16 protein-coding genes are annotated in these 25,590 nt (G+C 68.1%); 9 read left to right on the top strand and 7 right to left on the bottom strand.

The window, feature by feature from the left end; genetic code table 11:
* Positions 1 to 502 precede the first annotated feature (502 nt).
* From phaC to XAN126_RS0110220, 4 genes are all read left to right on the top strand, one after another.
* Positions 503 to 2,227, top strand: coding sequence for a class I poly(R)-hydroxyalkanoic acid synthase (phaC, locus tag XAN126_RS0110205; RefSeq protein ID WP_038226028.1), 1,725 nt, complete (start codon positions 503 to 505; stop codon positions 2,225 to 2,227).
* Between the two features lie 572 nt (positions 2,228 to 2,799).
* A complete protein-coding gene (gene thrC, locus XAN126_RS0110210; protein WP_024278496.1) occupies positions 2,800 to 4,212 on the top strand; it encodes a threonine synthase in 1,413 nt (470 codons plus the stop codon).
* Positions 4,209 to 5,474 (top strand): pitrilysin family protein, encoded by a 1,266-nt coding sequence (locus tag XAN126_RS0110215; RefSeq protein ID WP_024278497.1) that lies wholly within the window; start codon positions 4,209 to 4,211, stop codon positions 5,472 to 5,474. Before thrC ends, XAN126_RS0110215 begins: the two co-directional genes overlap by 4 nt.
* Positions 5,475 to 5,515: 41 nt before the next feature.
* Positions 5,516 to 6,169: a GNAT family protein gene (locus tag XAN126_RS0110220; protein ID WP_038225120.1), complete on the top strand. Its 654-nt coding sequence runs from the start codon at positions 5,516 to 5,518 to the stop codon at positions 6,167 to 6,169.
* A gap of 433 nt (positions 6,170 to 6,602) precedes the next feature.
* Here XAN126_RS0110220 and XAN126_RS0110225 read toward each other — a convergent pair whose 3' ends face one another.
* The 7 genes from XAN126_RS0110225 to XAN126_RS0110255 all read right to left on the bottom strand — a co-directional run bounded on the left by XAN126_RS0110225 (position 6,603) and on the right by XAN126_RS0110255 (position 19,116).
* On the bottom strand, positions 6,603 to 8,405 hold the full coding sequence (locus XAN126_RS0110225) for a methanol/ethanol family PQQ-dependent dehydrogenase (protein WP_024278499.1): 1,803 nt from the start codon (positions 8,403 to 8,405) through the stop codon (positions 6,603 to 6,605).
* A gap of 576 nt (positions 8,406 to 8,981) precedes the next feature.
* Complete coding sequence (locus XAN126_RS0110230) at positions 8,982 to 11,585, bottom strand: plasma-membrane proton-efflux P-type ATPase (protein WP_024278500.1); 2,604 nt, start codon at positions 11,583 to 11,585, stop codon at positions 8,982 to 8,984.
* 14 nt (positions 11,586 to 11,599) lie between these two features.
* Positions 11,600 to 12,781: an acetate/propionate family kinase gene (locus XAN126_RS0110235; RefSeq protein WP_024278501.1), complete on the bottom strand. Its 1,182-nt coding sequence runs from the start codon at positions 12,779 to 12,781 to the stop codon at positions 11,600 to 11,602.
* Between the two features lie 11 nt (positions 12,782 to 12,792).
* Positions 12,793 to 14,154: a bifunctional enoyl-CoA hydratase/phosphate acetyltransferase gene (locus XAN126_RS0110240; protein ID WP_024278502.1), complete on the bottom strand. Its 1,362-nt coding sequence runs from the start codon at positions 14,152 to 14,154 to the stop codon at positions 12,793 to 12,795.
* Positions 14,155 to 14,248: 94 nt separating this feature from the next.
* The gene (locus XAN126_RS0110245; protein WP_024278503.1) at positions 14,249 to 16,576 is read right to left on the bottom strand and encodes a DUF3141 domain-containing protein; all 2,328 of its coding nucleotides are present in this window, start codon (positions 16,574 to 16,576) and stop codon (positions 14,249 to 14,251) included.
* A gap of 316 nt (positions 16,577 to 16,892) precedes the next feature.
* Positions 16,893 to 18,149, bottom strand: coding sequence for a DUF2778 domain-containing protein (locus XAN126_RS27075; protein ID WP_024278504.1), 1,257 nt, complete (start codon positions 18,147 to 18,149; stop codon positions 16,893 to 16,895).
* Between the two features lie 340 nt (positions 18,150 to 18,489).
* On the bottom strand, positions 18,490 to 19,116 hold the full coding sequence (locus tag XAN126_RS0110255) for a TetR/AcrR family transcriptional regulator (protein WP_024278505.1): 627 nt from the start codon (positions 19,114 to 19,116) through the stop codon (positions 18,490 to 18,492).
* Positions 19,117 to 19,508: 392 nt separating this feature from the next.
* Here XAN126_RS0110255 and XAN126_RS0110260 point away from each other — a divergent pair, with 392 nt between their 5' ends.
* From XAN126_RS0110260 to XAN126_RS0110280, 5 genes are all read left to right on the top strand, one after another.
* Positions 19,509 to 20,369, top strand: coding sequence for a xanthine dehydrogenase family protein subunit M (locus XAN126_RS0110260; RefSeq protein WP_024278506.1), 861 nt, complete (start codon positions 19,509 to 19,511; stop codon positions 20,367 to 20,369).
* 5 nt (positions 20,370 to 20,374) lie between these two features.
* Positions 20,375 to 20,863 (top strand): (2Fe-2S)-binding protein, encoded by a 489-nt coding sequence (locus XAN126_RS0110265; RefSeq protein ID WP_024278507.1) that lies wholly within the window; start codon positions 20,375 to 20,377, stop codon positions 20,861 to 20,863.
* Positions 20,860 to 23,253 (top strand): xanthine dehydrogenase family protein molybdopterin-binding subunit, encoded by a 2,394-nt coding sequence (locus XAN126_RS0110270; protein WP_024278508.1) that lies wholly within the window; start codon positions 20,860 to 20,862, stop codon positions 23,251 to 23,253. The genes XAN126_RS0110265 and XAN126_RS0110270 overlap by 4 nt, the downstream gene beginning before the upstream one ends.
* A gap of 43 nt (positions 23,254 to 23,296) precedes the next feature.
* Entirely contained in the window at positions 23,297 to 24,544 is a 1,248-nt protein-coding gene (locus XAN126_RS0110275) for an ABC transporter substrate-binding protein (RefSeq protein ID WP_024278509.1), read from the top strand.
* Between the two features lie 166 nt (positions 24,545 to 24,710).
* Complete coding sequence (locus XAN126_RS0110280) at positions 24,711 to 25,583, top strand: branched-chain amino acid ABC transporter permease (protein ID WP_024278510.1); 873 nt, start codon at positions 24,711 to 24,713, stop codon at positions 25,581 to 25,583.
* Positions 25,584 to 25,590: the final 7 nt, after the last annotated feature.

Raw genomic sequence — 25,590 nt, forward strand, 5'->3', positions numbered from 1 at the left:
TCCCGGCGGTGACGATACCGGGGCGAGATACCTCCTGAGGGGCCGGTGCCGTGCGGGCATACCGCAGACTCGACCAAGGAGGGGTGTCTAAGGGCGCCTGCGGCGTGGCCGCGAGGCTCGATCCTGTCACTTTCACACTCTAGAGTATGAAGGAAGCGCAGGCAGCGATAAAGATGGGCTACGTTTCGTAACGGCCCGCGAGCAAGACCCGCGAGAGGAAACGCGCATGTCCCGTGTTGAGGAAACGCCGAACGTATCCGCCGCCCCCATGATGTCGGTGGAATCGCCGGTTGCGGCGGGTGGCCCCGCGCATCTCAGCGTCGTCCCCCCCGCGGCCCAGACCCCCCCGAATCCCGCGCCCGAATCGGCGCCCCCTGCGGCCAGGGCGGACGCGCCGAAGGCCGGTGCCGGGTCCAGGGCTGACGGCAAGGGCGGCGACGGCAAGGGCGAAGGCGCCCGCTCCGGCCTCGACATCGAGGCCTTCTCCCAGAATCTGGCGCAGATGGTGGACGAGGGCAGCAAGGCGCTCGCCGCCTATCTCGGCCCGCGCACCCAGGCCAAGACCGATGATCTCGCCGACGAGATCTCCGACGCCCTCAAGACCGTGGGCCAGGTCGCCGAATACTGGATGACCGATCCCCAGCGCTCGCTGGAGGCGCAGACGCGCCTCATGACCGGCTATCTCTCGGTGTGGACCAACACCCTCAAGCGCCTCGGCGGCGAGAAGGTGGAGCCGGTGACCGCGCCGGACGCCAAGGACGCCCGCTTCAAGGACGAGGGCTGGCGCGAAAGCCCCATTTTCGACGCGCTCAAGCAGGCCTATCTCGTCACCACCCGCTGGGCCGAGGAGATGGTGGAGCAGGCAGAGGGCCTCGACGCCCACACCAAGCACAAGGCCGGCTTCCTGGTGAAGCAGGTGACGAACGCCATCTCGCCTTCCAACTTCGTGATGACCAATCCGGAGCTGATCCGCGAGACCTTCTCGTCGTCCGGCGAGAATCTCGTGAACGGCATGAAGAACCTCACGCGCGACCTCGTTGCCGGCAACGGCTCGCTCAAGATCCGCCAGACGGACATGAGCGCCTTCGAGGTGGGCCGGAACCTGGCCACCACGCCGGGCAAGGTGATCTACGAAAACGATCTGATGCAGCTCATCCAGTACGAGGCCACGACCGGCAGCGTGAAGAAGATGCCGCTGCTCATCGTGCCGCCGTGGATCAACAAGTTCTACATTCTCGACCTGACGGCGGAGAAGTCCTTCATCCGCTGGCTGGTGGACCAGGGCATCAGCGTCTTCGTCATCTCCTGGGTCAATCCCGATGCCCGCCTCGCCGAGAAGGGCTTTGACGATTACATGCGCGAGGGCATCATGACCGCCCTCGACAAGGTGGCCGTCGCCACCGGCGAGCGGCAGGCCCACGCCATGGGCTATTGCGTCGGCGGCACGCTGCTCGCCACCACGCTCGCCTACATGGCCGCGACGGGTGACGACCGCATCGCCTCCGCCACCTTCCTCACCACCCAGATCGACTTCACCCATGCGGGCGATCTGAAGGTGTTCGTGGACGAGGAGCAGCTCGCCTCCATCGAACGGAAGATGAAGCAGACGGGATATCTGGAAGGCAGCAAGATGGCCTCGGCCTTCAACATGCTGCGCTCGAACGATCTGATCTGGCCCTATGTGGTGAACAACTACATGAAGGGTAAGGCGCCGTTCCCGTTCGATCTTCTGTTCTGGAACGCCGATTCCACCCGGATGCCGGCGGCGAACCACTCCTATTACCTGCGCAACTGCTATCTCACCAACAACATCGCCCGCGGCCTCGCCGAGCTGTCCGGCGTGCGCATCGACATGACCAAGGTGAACGTGCCGGTCTATTCGCTGGCGACGCGGGAAGACCATATCGCCCCGCCCAATTCGGTGTTCATCGGCGCCAACATGCTCTCCGGCCCGGTGCGCTACGTGCTCGCCGGCTCCGGCCACATCGCCGGCGTGGTCAATCCGCCGGCCAAGATGAAGTACCAGTACTGGGCCGACGGCCCCACCGGGCCGAGCTACGACCTGTGGCTCCAGGGCGCGCAGGAGCACAAGGGCTCCTGGTGGCCGGACTGGCTGACCTGGTTCTCCAGCTATTATCCCGAGGACGTGCCCGCCCGCCCCATCGGCGGCGGCCACTTCACCCCCATCGAAGATGCCCCCGGCCGCTACGTGCGCGAGAAGAGCTGAGGGGAGGGGGCGCGGTCGCGCTTCCTCACCGCCGTCATGCCCGGGCTTGTCCCGGACGTCGGCTGTTGCGGACGTCCGCCCCCGAGAACGGAACCCGCGAACACGCGGGTTCCGAGCACCCACGTTTTACCGATGGGACGATGGCTCAAGACTGATACCCGGCCAATCCATGGGGAAGGCTGGGACGAGCCGGGCGATGACAACGTTCATCGGCATCAGCCCGCCTCCCCCTAGACCGGCCAAGCCCCCTCTTCCCTTGCGGGAGAGGGGGCCTGGGTGAGGGGTATCACCCCGCACGCGCAGACGCCGGTACAAACGGACAGGCCCTTCCCCCCTCACCCCCGGCCCCTCTCCCGCGAGGGGAGAGGGGAGAACCGCTCCCTCATCGCGCGGACAAGCCAGGCATGACGGTCTGTATGGTCGTGCGCAGGACGTCCCACTGCCGCCCCGGCTTGGTGCCGCAGACGACACCTCCATTCACACCCCTCGCCACCCCGCCTTTCCCGCGAGCGCGCTTGCGGTTAGTTTGGCGGGAGGCCCGCTTTGGGCCTCTCAAGACCTGTCGAGGGCCCGTGCGTTACGTTTCCACCCGGGGCGAAGCTCCTGTCCTGTCGTTTTCCGATGCGCTGCTGGCTGGTCTGGCGCGCGACGGCGGCCTCTATGTGCCGGAGGCGTTCCCCACCCTGAGCGCGGATGAGATCGCCGCGCTGGCGGGAAAACCCTATCCGGCGGTGGCCAAGGCGGTGATTTCCCCCTTCGTCGGCGATGCGCTGCCCGAGCGCGTGCTCGACCTGATGATCGCCGACGCCTATGCCTCCTTCCGCCATCCGGCGGTGACGCCGCTGACGCAGATCGGCCCCAACCGCTTCCTGCTGGAGCTGTTCCACGGCCCGACTTTGGCCTTCAAGGACGTGGCGATGCAGTTGCTCGCCCGCATGATGGACCATGTGCTCGCCGCCCGCGGCGCCCGTGCCACCATCGTCGGCGCCACCTCGGGCGATACCGGCAGCGCGGCCATCGAGGCGTTCCGCCATTCGGACGCGGTGGACGTGTTCATCCTCTACCCGCACAAGCGGGTGTCCGAGGTGCAGCGCCGGCAGATGACCACCGTGAACGCGCACAACGTCCACGCCATCGCCGTGGAAGGCACGTTCGACGATTGCCAGGCCCATGTGAAGGCCATGTTCAACCACCACGCCTTCCGCGATTCCCTCGCGCTGGCGGGCGTGAACTCCATCAACTGGGCGCGCATCGTCGCCCAGGTGGTCTATTATTTCTATGCCGCCACCGCACTGGGCGCGCCGCACCGCGAGGTGTCGTTCGTGGTGCCCACCGGCAATTTCGGCGACATCTTTGCCGGCTACGTGGCCAAGCGCATGGGCCTGCCCATCCGCGACCTCTCCATCGCCACCAACGTCAACGACATCCTGGCCCGCACGCTGGAGACGGGGCGCTATGAGGTGAAGGGGGTGCATCCCTCCTCCTCGCCCTCCATGGACATCCAGGTGTCGTCGAATTTCGAGCGCTTGCTGTTCGAGGCGCTGGACCGGGACAGCGGTGCGGTGCGCCAGCTCATGGCCTCGCTCGGCCAGTCCGGCGCCTTCACCGTGCCGCGCGAGGCGCTGGCCGCCATCTGCAGCGATTTCTCCGCCGGCCGCGCCGACGAGCCGGAGACGGCGAACACCATCGCCAAGCTCTACCAGTCCGCCGGCTATCTGGCCGACCCGCACACCGCCGTCGCGCTGGCGGTGGCGGACAAGGTGGAGCACGCGGCCAAGGTGCCGCAGGTGGTGCTCTCCACCGCCCATCCCGCCAAATTCCCCGATGCGGTGGAGGCCGCCACCGGCCATCGGCCCGGTTTGCCGCCGCACATGGCGGACCTTCTGACCCGCAAGGAGAGCGTGAGCGTGCTGCCCAACGACCTCGTGGCCATCGAGACCTTCATCCGCACCCATGCCCGCGTCGGCCGGGGCGCCGCGGCATGAGCGTGAAGATCTCGACCCTCGACAACGGCATCACCGTCATCACCGACGAGATGAGCCATCTCGGCACCGCCTCGCTGGGCATCTGGGTGGGCGCCGGCGCGCGGCACGAGATGGGCGACGAGCACGGCATCTCGCACCTTCTGGAGCACATGGCCTTCAAGGGCACGCGCCGCCGCTCCGCCCGGCGCATCGCCGAGGAGATCGAGCAGGTGGGCGGCGACATCAATGCCGCGACCTCGGTCGAGCAGACCACCTACAACGTCCGCGTGCTGGGCGAGGACGTGGGCCTCGGCATCGACATCCTCGCCGACATCCTCACCGAGCCGGCCTTCGCCCCCGACGAGCTGGAGCGGGAGAAGAACGTGATCGTGCAGGAGATCGGCGCGGTCATGGACACCCCCGACGACCTGGTGTTCGACCTGTTCCAAGAGCAGGCCTTCCCCGGCCAGAGCGTTGGCCGCTCCATCCTCGGCACGCCGGAGACGGTGCGCGGCTTCAGCCGCGACCAGCTCGGCGCCTATCTCGGCCGTACCTATCGCGGCCCGCGCATGGTGGTCTCCGCCGCCGGCGCGGTGGAGCATGACCGCCTCGTGGACGAGGCCGCCGCCCGCCTGTCCGGCGTCGGCAACGGCGTCGCGCCCGAGCTGTCGCCCGCCACCTACGCCGGCGGCACGCGGCTGACCGCGCGCGACCTCGAGCAGGTGCACGTGCTGATGGGGCTGGAGGGCTGCTCCTACAAGGATGCGGACTACCACGCCCTTCAGGTGCTCTCGAACGTGCTGGGCGGCGGCATGTCCTCCCGCCTGTTCCAGGACGTGCGGGAGGAGCGGGGGCTCTGCTACTCCATCTACGCCTTCCACTGGAGCTATCAGGACACCGGCCTGTTCGGCATCTATGCCGGCACCGACACCGGCGACGTGGAGGAACTCTCCCACGCGGTGGTGGACCAGATCTTCGACACGGCCGAGACCGTGACCGAGCTGGAGGTGGCGCGCGCCAAGGCGCAGATGAAGGTGGGGCTGCTCGCCGCGCTGGAAAGCTCCGGCGCCCGCGCCGACCAGCTCGCCCGGCAGATCCTCGGCTTCGGCCGGGTGATCCCGGTGGAGGAGATCGTCGCCCGGGTGGAGGCGGTGGATGTGGCGGCGGTGCGCGCCGCGGCGTCCCGCCTCATCGGCCGCGGCCGGCCGACGCTCAGCGTCATCGGGCCGAAGGGCGGGCTTGAACCGGCTGCACGGGTGGTGCAGCGTCTTGGGGGTCACTAACCGGCTGCGCCGGCAACGGAGTTTGGCTCGGGCGCAACGTGATGTGGCTGTCCGCACTCTTTCCCTTCCCCGCCGAGCCCCTCCCCACCATCGAGGGCAAGGGCGTCTATCTGCGCGTGCCGCAGATGAAGGACTTCGTGGCGTGGCGGACCCTGCGCGACATCAGCCGCGGCTTCCTCACGCCCTGGGAGCCCCTGTGGCCGGCCGATGATCTCACCCGCGGCGCGTTCCGCCGGCGCTTGCGGCGCTACGCCCGCGACATGGTGACGGACGAGGCCTATCCGCTCTTCATCTTCCGCCGCGCGGACGACGAACTCGTCGGTGGCCTCACCCTCTCCAACGTGCGGCGTGGCGTCTGCCAGGCGGCGAGCCTCGGCTACTGGATGGGCGCGCCCTATGCCGGGCAGGGCTACATGCGGGCGGCGGTGACGGCGCTGCTGCCGGTGGCGCACGACGTGCTCCACCTGCGCCGGGTAGAGGCAGCCTGCATGCCCCACAACCAGGCCTCCATCCGCCTGCTTGAAAGCTGCGGCTTCACCCGCGAGGGCTATTCCCGGGAATATCTGTGCATCAACGGGACGTGGGAGGACCACCTCCTCTTCGCCCGCCTGAAGAGCGACCCCATCGCCCGGCTCGTGCCGCGCGGGGACACCCTGGCCACCCGCCTGAGCCGCGTTCCGCCGGCGGCACAGTAGGGGGCACGCGCGGGCCGTCATTCCGCGCTCATCGTCATTCCCATCCTCTCCGTCATGGCCGGGCTTGTCCCGGAAGTCGGCTGTTGCCGACTTCCGCCCTCAGAGAACGGAACCAGCAAACATGCGGGTTCCCGCCATCCACGTGGATCGGCCGGGGGCACCTCCCGCGGCATCGTCTCCTCGGCCCGGCACAAGGCCGGGCATGACGGCGGTTCAGAGGGAGGGAGCGCTTTCGCATTCCGGCGCCGCCCTGACGCCCCTTAGAGGGCTGCCCCCTGTACAGCGTGCCGGCGGAACTCCCTCTCCCCTCGCGGGAGAGGGCTGGGGTGAGGGGTATCGCGCCGCAAAGACTGCGATCTGGTGCGTGGACACAGCCCCACCCCTCACCTCCGGCCCCTCTCCCGCAAGGGGAGAGGGGAGAAGCGCCTCCCCCTCATTCCCCCTTGGGCAGGGCGAACACCGTGAGCTGACCGCCCAGCGCCGTATACTGGTTCAGCGCCGCATAGGCCTCGTTGGCGCCCGAGCCGTCGCCGGGGTCGCTGAGGCCGGCGGCGAGGCCGATGCCGGCCCAGCCGCCGACGCCGGAGAGCACAGCCACATATTGCCGGCCGCCGGAGAGGAAGGTGGTGACGTTGCCGACGATGCCGGAGGGGGTCTTGAAGCGGTAAAGCTCCCGGCCCGTCTTGGCATCCACCGCCTTCAGCCAGCCTTCCAGCGTGCCGTAGAAGACGATGCCGCCCGCCGTCGCCAGCGCCCCCGACCAGACGGAGAACAGCTCCGGCTTCGACCAGACCGCCTCGCCTTTCAGCGCATCCCACGCGATGAAGGCGCCGGTGCCGGCCTCGGTGCCCGGAGCGGGGTGCATGGCGAGGGTGGCGCCCACATAGGGCTGGCCCGGCACGTAATCCACGTGGAACGGCTCGTAATCCATGCACATGCGGGTGACGGGCACGTAGAACAGCCGCGTCTGCGGCGAGAAGGCCGCGGGCTGCTGGTTCTTGGCGCCGAGCGATGAGGGGCAGATGCCGGTGTAGGTGACATCCTCGCCCTCCCGCTCGGTGGAGAAGGCGGGGTCGCGCTTCGGGCGGCCATAGGCAGGGCTTGCGGGATCAAGATCGATGCCGGTGGCCCAGTTGGCGGTGGTCTCGTATTTCCCCGCGCGGATGAGCGCACCGGTCTCGCGGTTCAACGTATAGGCGAAGCCGTTGCGGTCGAAATGGGTGAGGAGCGGCGTGGATTTCCCGTCCACCTCCTGCTCGCTCAGGATCATCTCGTTGACGCCGTCATAGTCCCACTCGTCGTGGGGGGTCATCTGGTAGACCCAGCGGGCGACGCCGGTGTCCGCGTCGCGGGCAATGATGGTGTCGGACCATTTGTTGTCCCCCGGCCGCTGGGTGGGGTTCCAGGTGGCCGGGTTGGCGGTGCCGTAATAGACGAGGTTGAGCTTGGGATCGTAGGCGAACCAGCCCCAGGTGGCGCCGCCGCCGATCTTCCACTGGTCGCCGGACCAGCTCTTGAGGGACGAGTCGCGGCCCACGGGCTTGCCCAGCTCGGTGGTCCTTTCCGGATCGAACAGCATGTCCTTGTCCGGCCCTGTGCTGTAGGCGCGCCAGACGAGGTGGCCGTCTTTCAGGTCATAGGCGGAGAGGTGCCCGCGCACGCCCGCCTCGGCGCCGGAGATGCCGACGATGAGCTTGTCCTTCACCGGCATCACGGTGGCGGTGTTGGAGGCGCCGAGCGCCGGATCGCCGTTGGCCACAGACCAGCGCTTCGCCCCGGTCTTCGCATCGAGCGCCACGATGGTGGTGTCGGCCTGATGCAGGAAGACGAGGCCATCCGCATAAGCGAGGCCGCGATTGACGAGATCGCAGCACATCACCGCGGCCACGTCCTTCTTCTGGCGCGGCTCGTATTTCCACAGGATGCGGCCTTCGTTCTTGAGATCGAGGGCGTAGACCACGTTGGGGAAGGGGGTGTGGACATACATCACGTCCCCCACCACCAGCGGCGCGCCCTCGTGCCCACGCAGCACCCCGGTGGAGAAGGTCCACGCTACCTGGAGGCGGCCGACATTGCCGGCGTCGATCTGCCTGAGCGGGGAGAAGCGCGTGTTGGCGTAATCCACCGTCTGCAGCACCTGCTCCGCGCCGGTGGCGGTGCGCTTCAGCACGTCGTCATTGGCGTGGGCGGCGGCCGGGAGAAGGGCGAGGAGGAGGGCGGGGAGGAGGCGTGTCATCGTCGAAGGCAGTCCGGGTGTCGTGACGCAAACAGGCGCGAAGGTCTCCCCCGCGCCCGCAGCATCCTCGCCGCACGCCGACGACGCAACCGCGCCGCAGGGGCAGGCGTGGTGCGGCCCATCTCCCCTCTCCCCTTGCGGGAGAGGGGCCGGGGGTGAGGGGGGCGGGCCCACCCGTTAGTCCCAGATGCCGGTTCCGCCGGAGGCATACCCCTCACCCCAACCCTCTCCCGCAAGGGGAGAGGGGGCAGGTCTGGTGCGTGCCGGGACATCCGCCTCACGTTCCTTGGGGTGGATCGCCCGGCTTGTCCGGGCGATCCACCCATCCGCTCGCGCGATGCCGGAAGACCCGCCCCGGACTGACCGTGGATCGCCCGGACAAGCCGGGCGATGACGGTGAATGGGGCTAACCGCTTGCACATGCCTCCCCTCTCCCCTTGCGGGAGAGGGGCCGGGGGTGAGGGGGCAAGCCTATCCAATTGTCCCGGCTCCGGTTCCGCCGGAGCTATACCCCTCACCCCAGCCCTCTCCCGCAAGGGGAGAGGGAGCACCGCCGCTACCGGGGCGTGCCGCTCCTCAGCCCGGAACGACCGGGCCGATGGAGGCGTCGATCATGCTCTGGCGCCGCTCCCGCGCATTCACGAAGCGGAAGTAGATGACCTTCACGAGGTCCATCACCAGCGTCCACACGAGGCAGTAGGCCCAGACCACGCCGATGAGCAGCCACGGCAGAGCCGGCATGAACCAGCCGAAGGCGCACATGAAGATGGCGAACACCTGCGTGCCCATCACCGCCGCCAGCACGGGCAGGCTGGGATAGGGCGGGCGGAACAGCGTGCCCTGCACCCGCGAGACGAAGAACAGCAGGTGCCCGCCGGCGCACAATTGCAGGAACAGCATGGTCTGGATGTGGGAGAGGTCCATGGGCAGGCGCGCCATGAGTTCCGGGCTCTTCATCCAGAACATGCCGAGCATGACGATGCCGAAGCTCTGCACCAGCGCCATGATGCCCATGATGGTGGAGAAGGAGAGGATGCGCTGCATGTTCCAGCGCACCGGGGAGTCCTGAACCTTCACGTTGTCATAGGCGATGGTCATGATCGGGATGTCGTCAAGCAGAGCCATGACAACGATCATGATCGCGGTGAGCGGCATGAAGTCGTAGACGAGATAAACCAGCACCACCACCAGCATGATGTTCAGCGTCATGGCGATGCGGTAGTAGATGTAGCTGGTGATCCGCTCGAAGATCGCCCGCGCCTCCATGATGGCGTTGATGATGGTGGAGAGCCCCGGCGCGGTGAGGATGAGCGCCGCGGCGCTGCGGGCCGCGTCCGTGGCGCCGGAAACCGCGACGCCGCAATCGGCCTGCTTCAACGCGGGGGCGTCGTTCACGCCGTCGCCGGTCATGGCGACGATGTGGCCGCGCTCCTGCAAGGCCTTCACGATCTGGAACTTGTGCTCGGGGAAGACGCGGCCGAAGCCGTCCGCCACCTCCACCGCGCGGGCGGCGTCGATGGCGATGTGCTCGGGGCCGGAATCCTGGCCGAACACGTCGCTCGCCACGAGGAGATGATCGCCGAGGCCGAGCTGGCGGGAAATCTCGCCGCCGATGGCCACATCGTCGCCCGTCACCATCTTCACGGAGACGCCGAGCGCCTTGGCCTTGGCGATGGTCTCCGCCGCATCGGGCCGGGGCGGGTCGAGCATGGGCAGGAGGCCGAGCAGCGTCCACGTCTCGCCGTCGTCGGAGCGGGCGACGCCGAGCGCCCGGGTGCCGCTGCGGGCGAGGGTTTCCACCGCGTCGAAATAGCCCTTCGCATCGGCCTCCGAGAGGCCGCACTGGGCGGCGATGGCCTGCGGCGCGCCCTTGGCGAAATGCACGGTCTTGCCGCCCGGGCCGGCGACGCTCGCCACGGTCTTCTTGCTGACGGGATCGAAGGGCGTGAAGTCCACGCTCTTGTAGCCGTCGAGCACCTTCGGGTCCTTCACAGCGGCGATCACCGCCTTGTCGATGGCGTCGTCGCTCTGGCGCTGGGAGGCGAGCGCGGCGCCGAGGATGAGATCTTCGGGCGCCGCCTTGCCCCACGGGATGGGCGTCTGGAGGGTGAGCTGGTTCAGCGTCAGCGTGCCGGTCTTGTCGGAGCACAGCACGTCCACGCCGGCCAGTTCCTCGATGGCCGAGAGGCGGGAGACGATGGCCTGCTGCTTGGAGAGCGCCAGCGCCCCCAGCGCCATGGTCACGGACATGACCGCCGGCGTCGCCACCGGCACGGAGGCCACCAGCAGCACCAGCACGATCTGCACGATGGCGCCGGCGTGCTGCCATTCCCAATGCCCGTCGGCGATGATGTCGCGGTGCACCTGCGCCACCACCAGCACCAGCGCCAGCGCGGCGGAGAGGATGATGAGGAAGTCACCCATCTGGATGACCGCCTTTTCCGCGTGCGACTTGGCGCCGGCCGAGGCCACGAGCTTCGCCGTGCGGCCGAAGAAGGTGGCGTTGCCGGTGGCGGTCACGAGGGCCGTCATGGTGCCCTGCCGCACGATGGAGCCGGAATAGCCGCTGTCGCCCACCGCCTTGGAGACCGGGAGCGACTCGCCGGTCAGCGCCGCCTGATCGACCGAGAGATACTTGCCCTCGATGAGGAGCAGGTCGGCGGGCAGCGTCTCGCCGCCGGCGACGCTCACCACGTCGCCGGGCACGAGGGCGGCGGTGTCCACCGTCATCCACTTGTTGTCGCGCAGCACGCGGGCCTTCAGCGCGAGGCCCTTCTTCAGCGCGGCCAGCGCGCTCGCGGCCTTGCTGTCCTGCCAGAAGCCGACGATGGCGTTGTAGATGAGCAGGCCCATGACCACGATGAAGTCGGGCCAGTCCTGGCGGATGAGGGAGAGCAGCGCCGCCGCCTCGATCATCCAGGGGATCGGCCCCCAGAAATAGCCGACCAGCTTCTCCCACCGGCTGTCCTCATGGGCGACGATGGCGTTGGGGCCGTATTTCGCCTGCCGTTCGGCCGCCTCGGCGGCGGTGAGGCCCTTGGGGGAGGCGCCGAGTTCGGTGAACTTGGCGGCGATGGCCGCCGCATCCAGCCGGACGGCGCCGGAGGATGAGGCCGCCGCCGGCTTCGCGGCGGGGGCCTCGGTGGGAGCTGCGGCGGCGAGGGCTGCGCTCTGTGCCATTGGACTTCTCCCGGTCAGGCGGAACGGGTGAGCGCCAGCGTGTGCTGGGCGATCATCAGTTCTTCGTTGGTGGGGATCACGAAGGCCGCGACGGCGCTGTCCGCCGTGGTGATGCGCGGTCCGTTGGCGGCATTGGCCGCCGGATCGAGGGAGAGGCCGAGGGTGGAAAGGCGCTCCAGCACCGCGGCGCGCACCTTGGCCGAGTTCTCGCCGATGCCGGCGGTGAAGACGAGCGCATCGAGCCCGCCCAGCACCGCCGCATAGGCGCCGATGAACTTCACGAGGCTATAGACGAAATAGTCCACGGCCAGCCTGTCGTCGGCCGCCGCGCTGTCCTGCAGCACCCGCATGTCGGCGCTGTCGCCGGAGAGGCCGAGCAGGCCGGACTGGCCGTAGAGCAGCTTTTCCAGCGCCTCGGCCGTGTAGCCGGCGGAGCGCAGCAGATAGAAGATCACGTCGGCCGGCACGTCGCCGGAGCGGGTGGCCATGGGCAGGCCGGTGAGGCCGGCGAACGCCATGGAGGTCTCGACGCTCTTGCCGTCCAGCATCGCGCAGACCGAGGCGCCGCCGCCGAGATGGGCGGCGATGACCCGCCGCGCGCCGGGCGCGATCTTGGGCACCTGCCGGCTGATATAATCGTAGGAGATGCCGTGATAGCCCCAGTGCCGCACGCCGGTGTCGCGCACCGCCTTGGGCAAGGCGTAGATCTGCGCCACCTCCGGCATGGTGCGGTGGAAGGAGGTGTCGAACACCGCCACCTGCGGCAAACCGGGGAAGGCCTCGGCGATGGCCCGCGCGCCGCGCACGTTGAACGGCTGGTGCGAGGGCTCCATGGCGGACAGGCCGTCGAGATAGTCCAGCACCTCGGGCGTGATCTTCGCCGGGCCCGCGAAGCGGGTGCCGCCGAGCACCACGCGGTGGCCGGCCGCCACCACCTTGATGTTGGCCTCGTGCTGCTCCAGCCACGTCACGATGTAGCCCAGCGCCTCCTTGTGGCTCAGGGCATGGCCGGAACCCCATTCGTGGGCGTCGATGGGCTTGCCGTCCGGTTCCTTGGCAATGAAGTGCGGATCACCCGCCATGCTGTCGACGCCGCCCCGGCAGAGCAGCGGCGGGTCTTTAACGTTCGACGTCGCATAGGCGCCGAACTTGAGGCTGGTGGAGCCGGAATTGACGACCAGAACGGCGTCGGTCATGGCAGCCTCGCTCAGTCGGCGGTATGGGGAAGGATGGCGTCGGGCATGCGCTTGAGCGCGTCGGCGTAGATCATCGCCGCGGCGGCGGAGAAGCGCCGCGCCTCCGCGCTGTCGGCGCGGCTCGTCAGCATCACCGGCACGCGCGCGCCGACCACCAGGCCGGCGGACTGGGCATCGGCCATGAAGCCGAGATTCTTGTAGACCATGTTGCCGGCCTCGATGTTGGGCACCAGCAGCACGTCCGCCATGCCGGCGACGGGCGAGGTGATGTGCTTCACCTTCGCCGCCTCGGCATCCACCGCCGCGTCGAGATCGAGCGGTCCGTCCACGATGCCGCCGGCGATCTGGCCCCGGTCGGCCATCTTGGAGAGGATGGCGCCATCGAGGGTGGCGGGCATCTTGGTGTGCACCATCTCCACCGCCGCCAGCACCGCCACCTTCGGCGTCTCGATGCCCAGCGCCTTCGCGAGGCCGATGGCGTTCTGGCAGATGTCGCGCTTCTGGTCGGTGTCGGGCGCGATGTTGAGCGCCACATCCGTCACCAGCACGCGGCGGGCATAGGTGGGGACGGACATGATGGCGCAATGGCTGAGCAGCCGGCCGGTGCGCAGCCCCGCCTCCTTCGCCATGACCGCATGGAGCAGCACGTCGGTATGGAGGCTGCCCTTCATGAGCGCCCCAACCTCGCCCGCCCCGGCCGCGGCGGCGGCCTTGGCGGCGGACTCCTCCTCGCTTGTGGTGGAGACGATACGCGCGCCGGAAAGATCGAGGCCGCCGGATGCGGCGATGCGGCGGATGTCCGCCTCCGGCCCGAACAGCACCGGCTTGATGAGCCCGGCAGCTGCCGCATCAAGCGCGCCGGACAGGGCATCGAGGCTCAGGGGGTGCACGACGCCGGTGGGCAGGGGATCGAGCCCCTTGCAGCGCTCCAGCAGCGCCTCCAGCCGGTGCTCGGGCACGCTGACGCTGATGGCTTTGTCGGGCGCGGTCACGGTGATGGCGGCAGTGGCGACGATGGTGCCGGACGGCGCGGCGATCTCGCCGTCGAGGCCGAGCGTGCGGTCCGCCGCGTTCGTCTCGCGGACGGCAAGGGAGACGGTGAGCGGCACGTCAGCGGGCAGCGGCGCGGCGATGCTCACGCTGGAGGCGCGGATGATTGCGCCGGGGCCGGGCAGGGCGGTGCCCACCAGAGCGGCGAACAGGGAGGCGGCAAGGCCGGCATCCGCCTGACCCGCCCCGGCGCCGGCGATGATGCCGGCATCGCCGAAGGCCGCGCCCCAGGCGCGCAGGTCTGGCGTGCGGATGGTGCGGATGGCGGACGCGCGGTCGCCCGCCTTGATGTCCTCGAACAGACGATTGGCGATGGTGGGCACGGACAGGCCTCCTCGGGCGCGTCGCAGGCAGGGAAGACGGGGCAGAGGAAGCGCGGGCGCGGCGCGGGGGATGCGCCGCGCCCGTCTTCCCGGCTCAGACGGCTGCGGGGAGGCTCTGGCCGGAAACGGGGGCCGGCGTGGTGTTCACCGCCGCCAGCGCCACGTTCTTTGGCGCCGAGACGCCGAGAATGTCGGCAAGGCGCTCCACCAGCACCCGCTCGCCGGGCGTATAGGCGCCATCCGCCGTGGCGACGCCCGCCACCGTGTTCACCAGCTCCTGCCGCTGGGCAGAGTCCGTGACCAGATGAGCGATGGCCTCCACCGCCGTCTCCCGTTCCAGGAGCAGGATGTAGAACTGGTCGCGCACCAGCGTCTTGAACTCGGGCAGAGAGAGCTGCATCAGCTTCTGGCGCGCCTCGTTGAGCGAGCGCGCGGCGGACTCGTCCATGGCGCGCGTCACCGAGAGCACGTAGAGGGAGGCGCGCACCAGCGCCTCGTTGAACCCGCCTTCGGCCACGCGGGCGCGGAACTCGGCGATCTTGCGATCGCGGAAGGCTTCCTTCTGCGGGCTGTTGGCCGGCAGCTCGCGCACCTTCCCGTCGAGGTTCAGGCCTAGAAAACCGTGCAGCACCGGCGAGCCGTAGACCGCGAAGAAGGACTGCTCCACCGCCCGGTCGCGCACATCCCTCCAGCCGTCGAGGGCGGCGTTGATCTGGTCGGACCAGAAATTCTGCGCGGTGAGGAAGGGATTGGTGGCGTCCGCCGGCTTGCGGGCCGCGGTGACGTCGGCGGCGAGCTTCTCCACCCCCTTCATCAGCGGGTTGGTATCCGTGAACAGGGAGTAAGAGAGCCGCAGCGGATTGAAGCGGAACAGCGCATCCGCAAGCTGCGGCGTCGCCATCGCCTTCACGACGGGCTGGAGGAAGGTGCGGTAGAGCGAGTGGTTGATCTCCGACACCCGCCGCGCGGCGGCGAAGGCGCGATCGTCCTCCACGCTGTTGCGGCCATAGGCGCGGATGTCGTCCAGCGAGCGCAGCTCGAAGCGCGAATGCCACGCCGGGCCGCCGGCCTTCACCTGCTCCTCCGACGCCGGCTCGATCACCAGTTCGTAGAGGCCGGGGGGCAGGCAGTCGATGAGGTCCATGAGGCGCACCAGCTCCTCGTCCTCCTTCGCTCCCACCTTGGCGGAGACGAAGATGGCGAGGTGGCCGACCTTCTGGTTCATGCAATAGACGATGGTGCGGCCCTCGGCGCGGATGTCGTCCACGTCCTTGTAGAGGTCGAGGATCCAGCCCAGCGTCTGCGGCGGAGGGGAGATGTTGTCGCCCTGCGAGGTGAAGACGATGACCGGCGAGGAGATGTTGCGCAGGTCGAACACCTTGCCGTCGGTGGAGCGCACCTCGTTGCGGGTGAGCTTGTCGCCGATGAAGAACTCGTCCACCAGGAACTGGATCTCGTCGCCGTTCAGCTTGATGAAGTCGCCCCACCACTTCTCGAATTCGAGATAGCGCGGGCCTTCCGTGTCCACCTTCGACCAGACGTCATACTGCTTGCCCCACAGCCAGTTGGCCGGGTTCAGATTGTCGAAGTTCAGGATCAGCCAAGTGCCGTCGAACTTGCCGCCGCCGAGGTCGCTGATGAGGTTGGTCAGCCACGAGCCGCCGAGCAGGCCGCCGGAATAGCGCATGGGGTTCTTGCCGTGCACACCCTGCCAGTAGGACATGGGCGAGCCCGCCACCATGCAGGGGCCGAACAGGTCCGGCCGCAGCATCGCCACCATCAGCGTCTGGTAGCCCGCCTGGCAATTGCCGATGGCGAAGGTGGGCGGGGCCTCCGGATGCATCTGCCGGATGCGCTCGAAGAAGGTAACCTGCCCTTCCACCACGTCGAGGAAGGTCTGCCCCGGCTCCGGCTCGGCGGCGAAGCCGATGAAGTAGACCGGATGGCCGGTGGCCAGCGCCTCGCCGATCTCGCTCTCGGTCTTGAACCCGCCGATGCCCGGCCCCTGCCCGGCGCGCGGGTCCACCACCACCACCGGCCGCTTCCGCGGGTCCACCACCACTCCGGCGGGCGGGACGATGCGGGACAGGGAGTAGTTGATGGGCCGCGGCAGCGCCCGCCCGCTCACCAGCACCTCATGGTCGAAGGAGAGCACCGTCGCCATGGGGCGTGAGGTCATATCGTGCTGCTCGTTCCCCCTCCGGCGGAGGAGGTCGAGGAAGAGGACCTGGCGCTGGGCAGCGTCCACGAGGTAGGCGCCGAGAGGTCCGGCCTGACTCGCACCTGAACCCATGCCGAACTGTGGGTTGAATGCCGGTGAAAGTCCCTTCTGGAATGCCGACATCGCGGCATTCGGGTCGAAGGGCAGCAGGTTCTGGAAAGGGGAAAGGACGGGGGAGGGGGCAGGCGTATCGGCGGCCATGACGGGCTCCCGTCTCTCGCCGGCCCAACGATTGCGACAGGCCGGACGTTGCTTTCGCACGTGCGAATGGCCGCAGCTAAGGTCCCGTCTCTCCCTCGGGTCAATTCCGTTGATCTACGGGTGCGGGAGCATCCGTATGTATCCGGAAAGCCAGCGAAATTTGATGTGGCGCAAGAATGGCGTGCATTCTGCTGCACTGCAGCCTGAATTGAGGTTGGCCGCTACCGAAAGCCGGCGTGCACCCTTGCCATTGCTGGATTGTCGAAATGGCGCAGAGCGCAAAGTTTGCCCTGCAGCGGTAGGGCGCCCCGGCGCCCTACTGGTCCTTGGGCTTCAGGAAGGACAGGAGGAAGTTCTCTTCCTTCTTGGGGCCATGCTTCAGCTCGGCCACCACCACCATCTTCTTCACCTCTCCGCGTTTGAAGGCGGCAAGGAACTTGTCGTAGTCCTTGACCGACACGCAGCCGTTGGAATCTCCACGCGGACCAAGGAGATAGGGGTGGGCGAGGATGCCGGCGCGGCCGTACATCCGGCCGGTTCCGATGGGATTGAGGCGCACCGCCTCGATGCCGTGGAACAGGGATTCGCGCATGGTCAGCTGGTAGGTGTTGGGCGGGGTCGGACCCACCATGCGCTTGTTGACTGCACGCACGTCGTCGAAGGTATCGCCGTAGCCAGAATGGGCTTCCAGCCGATCCCCGTTCGGCATGTAAACGACCTTGGCCTTGATGTCGTAGATGGCATAGCCGCTGCCGGGTGTGGGTAGCGCCGGCTCGTCCTCTGAGAGCGTCGGCGTCTCTGGAGCCGGGGCCTGGCTGCCGGGGACGGCGGAGGGCGTGTCGGTCAGGGAGGCGTCGGGCAGGGACGCGTAGGCGAGGCGCTGGTTCGGCATGGCCGGCTTGCGCAGGGGCAGGGGCACCGCGCCCTGGTCAAACTGTTCCAGCGCCTTGATTCCGTCGGCGGCAGCCACCTGGTTCCGGTTCAGCGGATTGGCCATGGGCAGCGGCACGACGCGGCCGGTGAGGCGCGCGGAATTGTCCGACGGCCCAGGCCCGGCGGCAAAGGACCGGCCATCAATGGCCACGTTGGTCAGGTAGATGCTGCCCGGATCGACGCCCAGCGCGCCGGAGCCGACGACGAGCGAAATTTCGGTCACGGTCGTTCCCGCGGCCGCCATGCTGAGCTCGCGGACGAGGGGGCGGTTGGCGATCTGGGGCGGCGGCGCGGAGACGCCGAACGCGAACGAGCCTTGCGTGTACCAGACGGCCCCTGCGGCAACCATCAGGCCGGCGACTACGCCCGTGCCGATGCCGACGAGTGTGCCGCGGCGGGACGTGCTGCGCGGCCGGGGATCCGAGGCGTGGGGGTCGTAGTCGGAGGCATCGACCTCCTCCTCGTGGACATGCGGCGTCCAGTGCCAGTCGGCCCGGTCATGCCAGTCGGCATGGGGATCAGCGTCGTCGCGGTCCCATTCACCGTGGTCGCGCAAGCCTGCGTCATGGCCCGCGCGCGCGTCGTGTTCGCTCGCATCGTCCTGCCAAGCCGCGTATTCCTGCCGGTCCGAGTGCCTCATGGTCCCCGCTATCAGCGCTGCCGGTCGGTACCGGCTCCGTTCGTCCATCGCAGGGTCCCTCGGTCTAACGCATCGCACAAACCTTGCCCGGTTCGGATATTCTCCGACCGACCACCGGCTCTGAACGCTGCGCCCGCGCGGCCCCGCCGCACATTCCCGCCAGCCCTGCAACCTTGCCGAAATTCGGTTTCTTTTCCCTTTACGCCCCACGCTAGACCAGATCACGACGGCGAGAACAAGGCCGTTCGCACGGAAACTTTACCAAGGGAACGCCGTCTTGGCGAGGGGCGAGCATGACGTAGCGTCATCTACGCAAACTCCTTCCGAGGCCCTTAATTCTTCAGGATCCGGCTTGCGCCAGGATGTCCTTCAGCACGGGTGCGACGCCGGCACGGAAGGCGCGAACCGCGTCGCGGACGATGGGATCGAGATCCTCCGGCGTCGTGGTGCCGTACACGTAGCGGCGGATCGCAAGGTAGAAAATGCGTCCGTGCAGACCCCAGAACAGTTCTGCCTCGCGTTCGCTGACCGGAATTTCGCCGGGGGCCGGCAGCTTCAGCTCTGCCCTGAGCTCGGCGCAGGCGGGCAGGATGATCTGGTCGCGGACGATCATGAGGTAGCGGCTGGTGATGTCGAACGACTTGAGGCCGGAAAAGGCGAAGATTCGCACCCAGTGGTAGTCGAAAACTTGTTCGACATATTCGAGGTAGAATTGCGTGAGCCGCGCCTCCAGCGGCTTGGATCGGTCGGTCACGAGAGGCGCCCAGTCCGCCTTCCAGCGGCTGAGATAGACGTGCTCGTAAACCCGCTCGATGAGCGCTTCCTTGGAAGGGATGTAGCGGTAGATGGCGGAATGGGTGATTCCCATCCGCTTCGCCAGCTCGCGCGTCTGTCCCTCGAATCCATGCTCGGCGAAGAAGCGCACGGCTTCCTCGATGATCGCCTGTTCGCGGTCGGCCGCCCGCATGTGCTGGCGACGGGGGCGGGTGGGCGGCGTCGGCTTCTGGTCGTGAGTGGGCTTCAAGGCGAGTCCGTTCAGCGCATGGGCCGGGCGCCCACCGTCCTGCGATAGCGCAACCTTCCCGCGCCACCAAGGGTCTCCGAGCGCGGCGACGCCCGCTCCCACGTCGCGGCGGCAGCTCCTGTGGCGCGCGAAGTCGAGGAAAAGATGAGGGAAGGCAATAATCATATATACGGGTGGGAATAGCGTCGCGCTGCACTGCAATGATTTCCCTGCCAGCGCTTTTCCCAAGCACTTCGCCAATGGTCGCAGAGCACTATTGACAGGCACATCGGCCTGAGATCATGTTGTGACCAAGTGGTCACTAAAATGAAGCCACGACCGGGAGGAACCTGCCCTTGAAAGCCCGCGCTTTCGCCTATGCGCGTCCGTCGAGCCTTGCCGAGGCGCATGCCGCCTTTGCCGGGGCCGATGGGGATGCGAGCTACATCTCCGGCGGGCAGAGCCTCGTGCCGGCGCTGGCGATGCGGCTGCAGGCGCCGCAGGTGCTGATCGATCTCTCCGCGATTCCCGAGATGCGCGGCGTGCGGCTGGACGGGGAAACCCTGCGCATCGGCGCGCTCACCCGCCATGCCGAAACGCTGACCGAGCCATCGATCCGCGCCCATGCGCCGTTGCTCACGGCCGCCGCGCCTTTCGTCGCCCATCCCGCCATCCGCAATCGCGGCACGGTCGGCGGCAGCGTGGCGCTGGCCGATCCGGCGTCCGAATTCCCGGCCATGATGCTGGCGATGGGCGCCGAGATGGAAATCTCCGGGGTCGACGGCATGCGCCGCGTCGCCGCCGACGACTACTTTCAGGACCTCTATCAGACCGCCATCGAGCCCGGGGAAATCCTCGTGGCGCTGCATGTGCCCGCCGCCGGGCCCCGCCATGTCTGTGCCTTCGACGAGATGGCGCGGCGTCGCGGCGACTACGCCATGGTCGGCGGCGGTATCCTCGCCGAGCGTGACGGCGCGGTGATCGCGAACCCGCGCATCGCCCTCTTTTCGGTCGGCCCGACGCCGGTGCGCGCCCGCAATGCCGAGGCCGAGATGGCCGGCAAGGCGCTCGATGCCGACACCATCGCCGCCGCCCAGCGCGCGCTGGATACGGACATCGATCCGCTGGACGACGCCGAGATTCCCGCCGCCATGCGCCGCCACCTCGCGCGCGTCCTGCTCGGGCGCCTGCTGCGCAAGCTGGAGACCTGCTCATGAACATGATGGCGGGCGCCGTCCCCCTCTCCCTCACCGTCAATGGTGAACAGATTGCCCGCATGGTCGCGCCGCGGACCACGCTGGCGGACTTCCTGCGCACGGATCTCGAACTCACCGCCACCCATGTGGGCTGCGAGATGGGGGCCTGTGGCGCCTGCCTCGTGCTGCTGGATGGGGTGCCAGTGCATTCCTGCCTCGTCTTCGCTGTGCAGGCGCAGGGGCAGCGCGTCGAGACGGTGGAGGGACTGGTGGCCAGCGGCGCGCTGGCGCCGCTCCAGCAGGCCTTCCATGAGCGCAATGCGCTGCAATGCGGCTTCTGCACGCCGGGCATGCTGGTGAACGCCCACGCCCTGATCGCCCGCGGTGGCGTGCCGGATCGCGAGGAAATCCGCGACGCCATCTCGGGCAACTACTGCCGCTGCACCGGCTACGAGGCCATCGTCGACGCCATCGAGGCCGCCGCCCGCAAGGCGAACGGGGAGAGTGCAGAATGAACGCCCCGTTCGACCGTCCGCTTGGCGCGGCGCCCCATCTTGAGCCGGGCGTTCATGTGGGACGCCCGCTGCCCCGCCCCAATGCCAAGCGGCTTGTGGCCGGGCGTGGCAATTACGTCACCGACATGAAGCTGCCGCGCATGCTGCATGCGGCCTTCGTGCGCTCCCCCTTCGCCCATGCCCGCATTGTGCGCATCGATGTGGAGGCCGCCCGCGCGGCGCCCGGCGTTGCTCTGGTGGCGACGGGGGAGGACCTTGCGAAGCTGTGCGCGCCGTGGGTGGGCACGCTCGACCATTTCAAGGGCATTAAGTCCGAGCCCCAGCTTCCGCTGCCCCTCGATCGTGTGACATGGAGCGGGCAGGCGGTGGTCGCTGTGGTGGCGGAAAGCCGTGCTGCCGCCGAGGACGCCTGCGAGCTGGTGGAGATCGAGTATGAGGACCTGCCCGTCCTCGCCGACCTCGACACCGCCCTCGCGCCCGATGCGCCCCGCCTTGTGGAGGAGTTCGCCGACAATCTGTGCTTCTGTTCTTCGCTGGAGAGCGGCGCCGTTGACGACCTTTTCGCCTCAGCCGCGCATGTCGTCGAGGCGGACCTCGCCTTCGGCCGCCACACCGGCGTGACGCTGGAGCCGCGTGCGCTCATCGCCGATTATGATGCCAGCGAACATGCGCTGACCGTTCACCACGGCACCCAGACGCCGTTCCAGTTCCAGGACCTCTATTCCCGCCACTACTGCATCCCGGAAGCCCGGGTGCGGGTGGCGGCGCCGGACGTGGGCGGCTCCTTCGGCGTGAAGCTGCACGTCTATCACGAGGACATGGCGGTCATCGGCCTGTCCATGCTGGCGGGCCGGCCGGTGAAGTTCGTGGCGGACCGGCTGGAGGCCTTCGTCTCCGACATCCATGCCCGCGATCATCGCGTGAAGGCGAAGGCGGCGGTGGGGGCAGACGGCCGCATCCTCGCCATGGCGGTGGAGGACGAGACCGCCATCGGCGCCTTCTCCACTTATCCCCGCACCAGCGCGGTGGAGGGCAACCAGGTCATCCGCCTCATCGGCGCGCCCTATCGGCTGGAGGCCTACCGGGCCGACCTGAAGGTGGTGTTCCAGAACAAGACGCAGACGAGCCAGTATCGCGCGGTGGGCCACCCTATCGCCTGCGCGGTGACCGAGCATCTGATGGAGAAGGCCGCCGCCGCGACCGGTCTCGATCCGTTCGAGGTGCGTGCGCGCAACCTCATTCCCGACGACGCCTATCCCTGCCAGTCGCTCACCGGCTACAAGTTCGAGCAGCTCTCCCACGAAGCCTGCCTCGCGAAGCTCAAGGGGCTGATGGACTATGACCGCCTGCGCGTTGAGCAGGCGGAGCTGCGCGGGCGCGGCATCCATCGCGGCATCGGCATCGCGGCCTTCGTCGAGATCACCAATCCCACGCCCGCCTTCTACGGCATCGGCGGGGCGCGCATCTCGGCGCAGGACGGGGCGGTCATCAAGATCACCCCGTCCGGCGAAGTGCGCTGCCTGATTTCGGTGACGGAGCAGGGGCAGGGCACCGAGGCCATCATCGGCCAGATCGTCGCCGACTATCTCGGTGTCTCCCGGGACATCGTGCGCGTCATCACCGGCGACACCGAGGTGACGCCCCACGGCGGGGCCACCTGGGCCTGCCGCGGTGCCGGGATCGGCGGCGAGACGGCCCTTCAGGCGGCGAAGAAGCTCAAGGCCAACGTGCTGAACGTGGCGGCCGCCATCCTCCAGGCGCAGCCGGGCGACCTCGATCTCGTCGATGCGGAAGTGGTCGACAAGGCCGGCGGCTCGGCGCGCCTCAGCCTCGCCGAGGTGGCGCGCATCGCCTATTTCCGCTCCGACACGCTGCCCCCGGGCACCGATGCGCAGCTGACCGTGGCGCACCATTTCGCCCCGTCCGGCTATCCCTTCGCCTTCACCAACGGCATCCACGGCTGTCATGTGGAGGTGGATGCCGAAACCGGCCTCGTCAAAATCCTCAAGCACTTCGTGGTGGAGGATTGCGGCCGCATCATCAACCCGCTCCTCGTGGAGGAGCAGGTGCGCGGCGGCGTGGTGCAGGGGCTCGGCGCGGCCTTCTTCGAGGAATGCCGTTACGACGAGGCCGGCCAGCTCGTGAACGGCTCGCTCGCCGATTATCTCGTGCCCATGTCCTGCGAGATGCCGGACATCTTGATCGCCCACATGGAAACGCCGACCCGCGACACGGAGCTTGGCGCCAAGGGCTGCGGGGAAGCGGGCACCGCCGCGTCGTCCGCCGCCGCGTTGAACGCGGTGAATGATGCGCTCGCGCCGCTGGGCGCGGAGCTGACCCAGATTCCCATGACCCCCGCGCGCATCCTGAGAGCGCTCGGCGCCTACTGACGACCGCCCACAGCCAAAAAACAAGACACACCGGGAGGATTTCATGACCAAGCGGACCGACCATCCCCTCTCCAGCGTATCCCGCCGCACCGTGCTCGCCGGCCTCGGCGCCGCTGGCGTCGGCCTCATCGCCTCGCCGGCCATTGTGCGGGCGCAGGCGGAGACCATCCGCATCGGCTTCCCCACCCCGCTCACCGGCCCCTTCGGCGCCGAGGCGAAGGATCAGGTGAAGAGCGCGGAACTCGCCGTGAAGCTCGTCAACGACAAGGGCGGCATCGCCGGCCGCAAGGTCGAGCTGCTGGTCCGCGACGACAAGCTGAACGCCGGCGAGGCTGCCACGCGCACCCTCGAGCTGATCGAGAAGGATAAGGTCCACGCGGTGGTCGGTGCCCTCTCCAGCGCCGTGCAGCTCGCGGTGAACGAGGTGACGCGCGCCCGTGGCGTCATCTACGTCTCCATCAGCCAGTCCGACACCATCAACGAGGTGAAGGACTTCTCGAAGTACACCTTCCACGAGGCGCTCAACCCGCATATGACCACGGCCGCCGTGGCGCGGGCGACCTTCAAGAAGGGCTCGAAGGTGGCCCTGCTCGGCGCCGACTACGCCTATGGCCACGAGATGATGCGCGGCTTCAAGCGCGCCGCCGGCGAACTCGGCGCCGAGATCGTCGGCGAGATCCTGCATCCGTTCGGCGCGGCGGACTATTCCACGCTGATGCCCCGCATCCGCGCCCTGAAGCCGGACATCCTCGCCATCTGCAACTTCGGTCGTGACCAGGCCAATTCGATCAAGCAGGCCAACGACTTCGGCATGAAGAAGCAGATGCAAATCGTGGTGCCCGTGCTGCTCCACAACCAGCGCATCGCCGTGGCGCCAGACGTGTTCGAGGGCATCATCGGCGGCGCCAACTATTATTGGGCGCTGGAGAGCACCATCCCCTCCGCCAAGGCCTTCAACGACGCCTACAAGGCGGCGTACGGCTCGCTTCCGACCGATTACGGCGCGTACGGGTTCACCGGTGTCTCGGCGCTGCTGCTGGCCATGGCGAAGGCTGGCGGAACGGACACGGACAAGGTGATCGAGGCTCTGGAAGGCCTCAAGTATGACGTGGCCAAGGGGCCGCAATACTTCCGCAAGTGCGACCACCAGTCGGTGCAGTCGGTGCTGGTCCTGAAGTCCAAGGCCAAGGCCGACATGAAGAGCGAGCAGGACCTGTTCGACATCGTTGAGAACGTCCCCGGCTCCGAACAGATGCTGCGCTCCTGCGGCGAACTGGGCTTCCCGACCTGAGACCTGATCCCTTCTCCCCTTGCGGGAGAAGGTGGATCGCGGCGCAGCCGCGAGACGGATGAGGGGAAGGCAGCAACAGAGCGCGATCCAACCCCTCCCCCCCGGCCCCTCTCCCGCAAGGGGAGAGGGGAGAAGCGCTCCGCAAGTCCGCCCCGAGAGACGCCCGATGGACCTTGAACTCATCCTCATGCAGCTGTTCTCCGGGCTCGCGCTCGGGGCGATCCTGGTGATGGTCGCCCTCGGGCTCACCATCGTGTTCGGCATGCTCGGCATCGTGAATTTCGCCCATGGCGCCCTGTTCATGGTGGGGGCCTATGCGGGGCTGTGGGTCGCCGCGCAGACCGGCAGCTTCTGGTGGGCGCTCATCGTCGCTCCCCTTGCGGTCGGCGTGCTGGGCATGCTCATCGAGCGCTTCCTCATCCGCCCGCTCTATGGCCGCACGCCGGATGATCCGCTGCTGCTCACCTTCGGCCTTGGCTATGTGCTGGTGGAGGCCGTGCGCATCACCTTCGGCACGGACGGCATTCCCTTCTCGGCGCCCGACGCGCTGCAGGGCGTGGTGGATCTCGGCGTCGGCTATTTCCCCATCTATCGCCTGTTTGTCATGGGCGTGGTGGCGGTCATCCTGCTGCTGCTCTGGGTGGCGCTGGAGAAGACCCGCTTCGGCCTCATCGTGCGGGCCGGCGCGCGCGATCCGCTCATCATGAAAGTGCTGGGGGTGGACGTGAGCCGGCTGTGGCTGCTGGTGTTCGGCCTCGGCGTCGGCCTCACCGCGCTGGGTGGCGTGCTGGCCGCGCCCATGCGCAACGTGAGCCCTGAGATGGGCACGCTGGTGCTGGCGGAGGCCTTCGTCGTCACCGTCATCGGCGGCATGGGATCGCTGCTCGGGGCCGTGGTGGCGGGGCTGCTCGTGGGCGTCGCCGTGAGCATGACCGCGCTGTTTGCTCCCGAGATGGCGACCATCGTCATGTTCGGCCTGATGGCTCTCATCCTCCTCGTCCGACCGCAGGGCCTGTTCGGCCGGCCGGCCGGCGCCTGACGGAACC

It is taken from the genome of Xanthobacter sp. 126 (assembly GCF_000526175.1).
Classification (GTDB): domain Bacteria; phylum Pseudomonadota; class Alphaproteobacteria; order Rhizobiales; family Xanthobacteraceae; genus Xanthobacter; species Xanthobacter aminoxidans.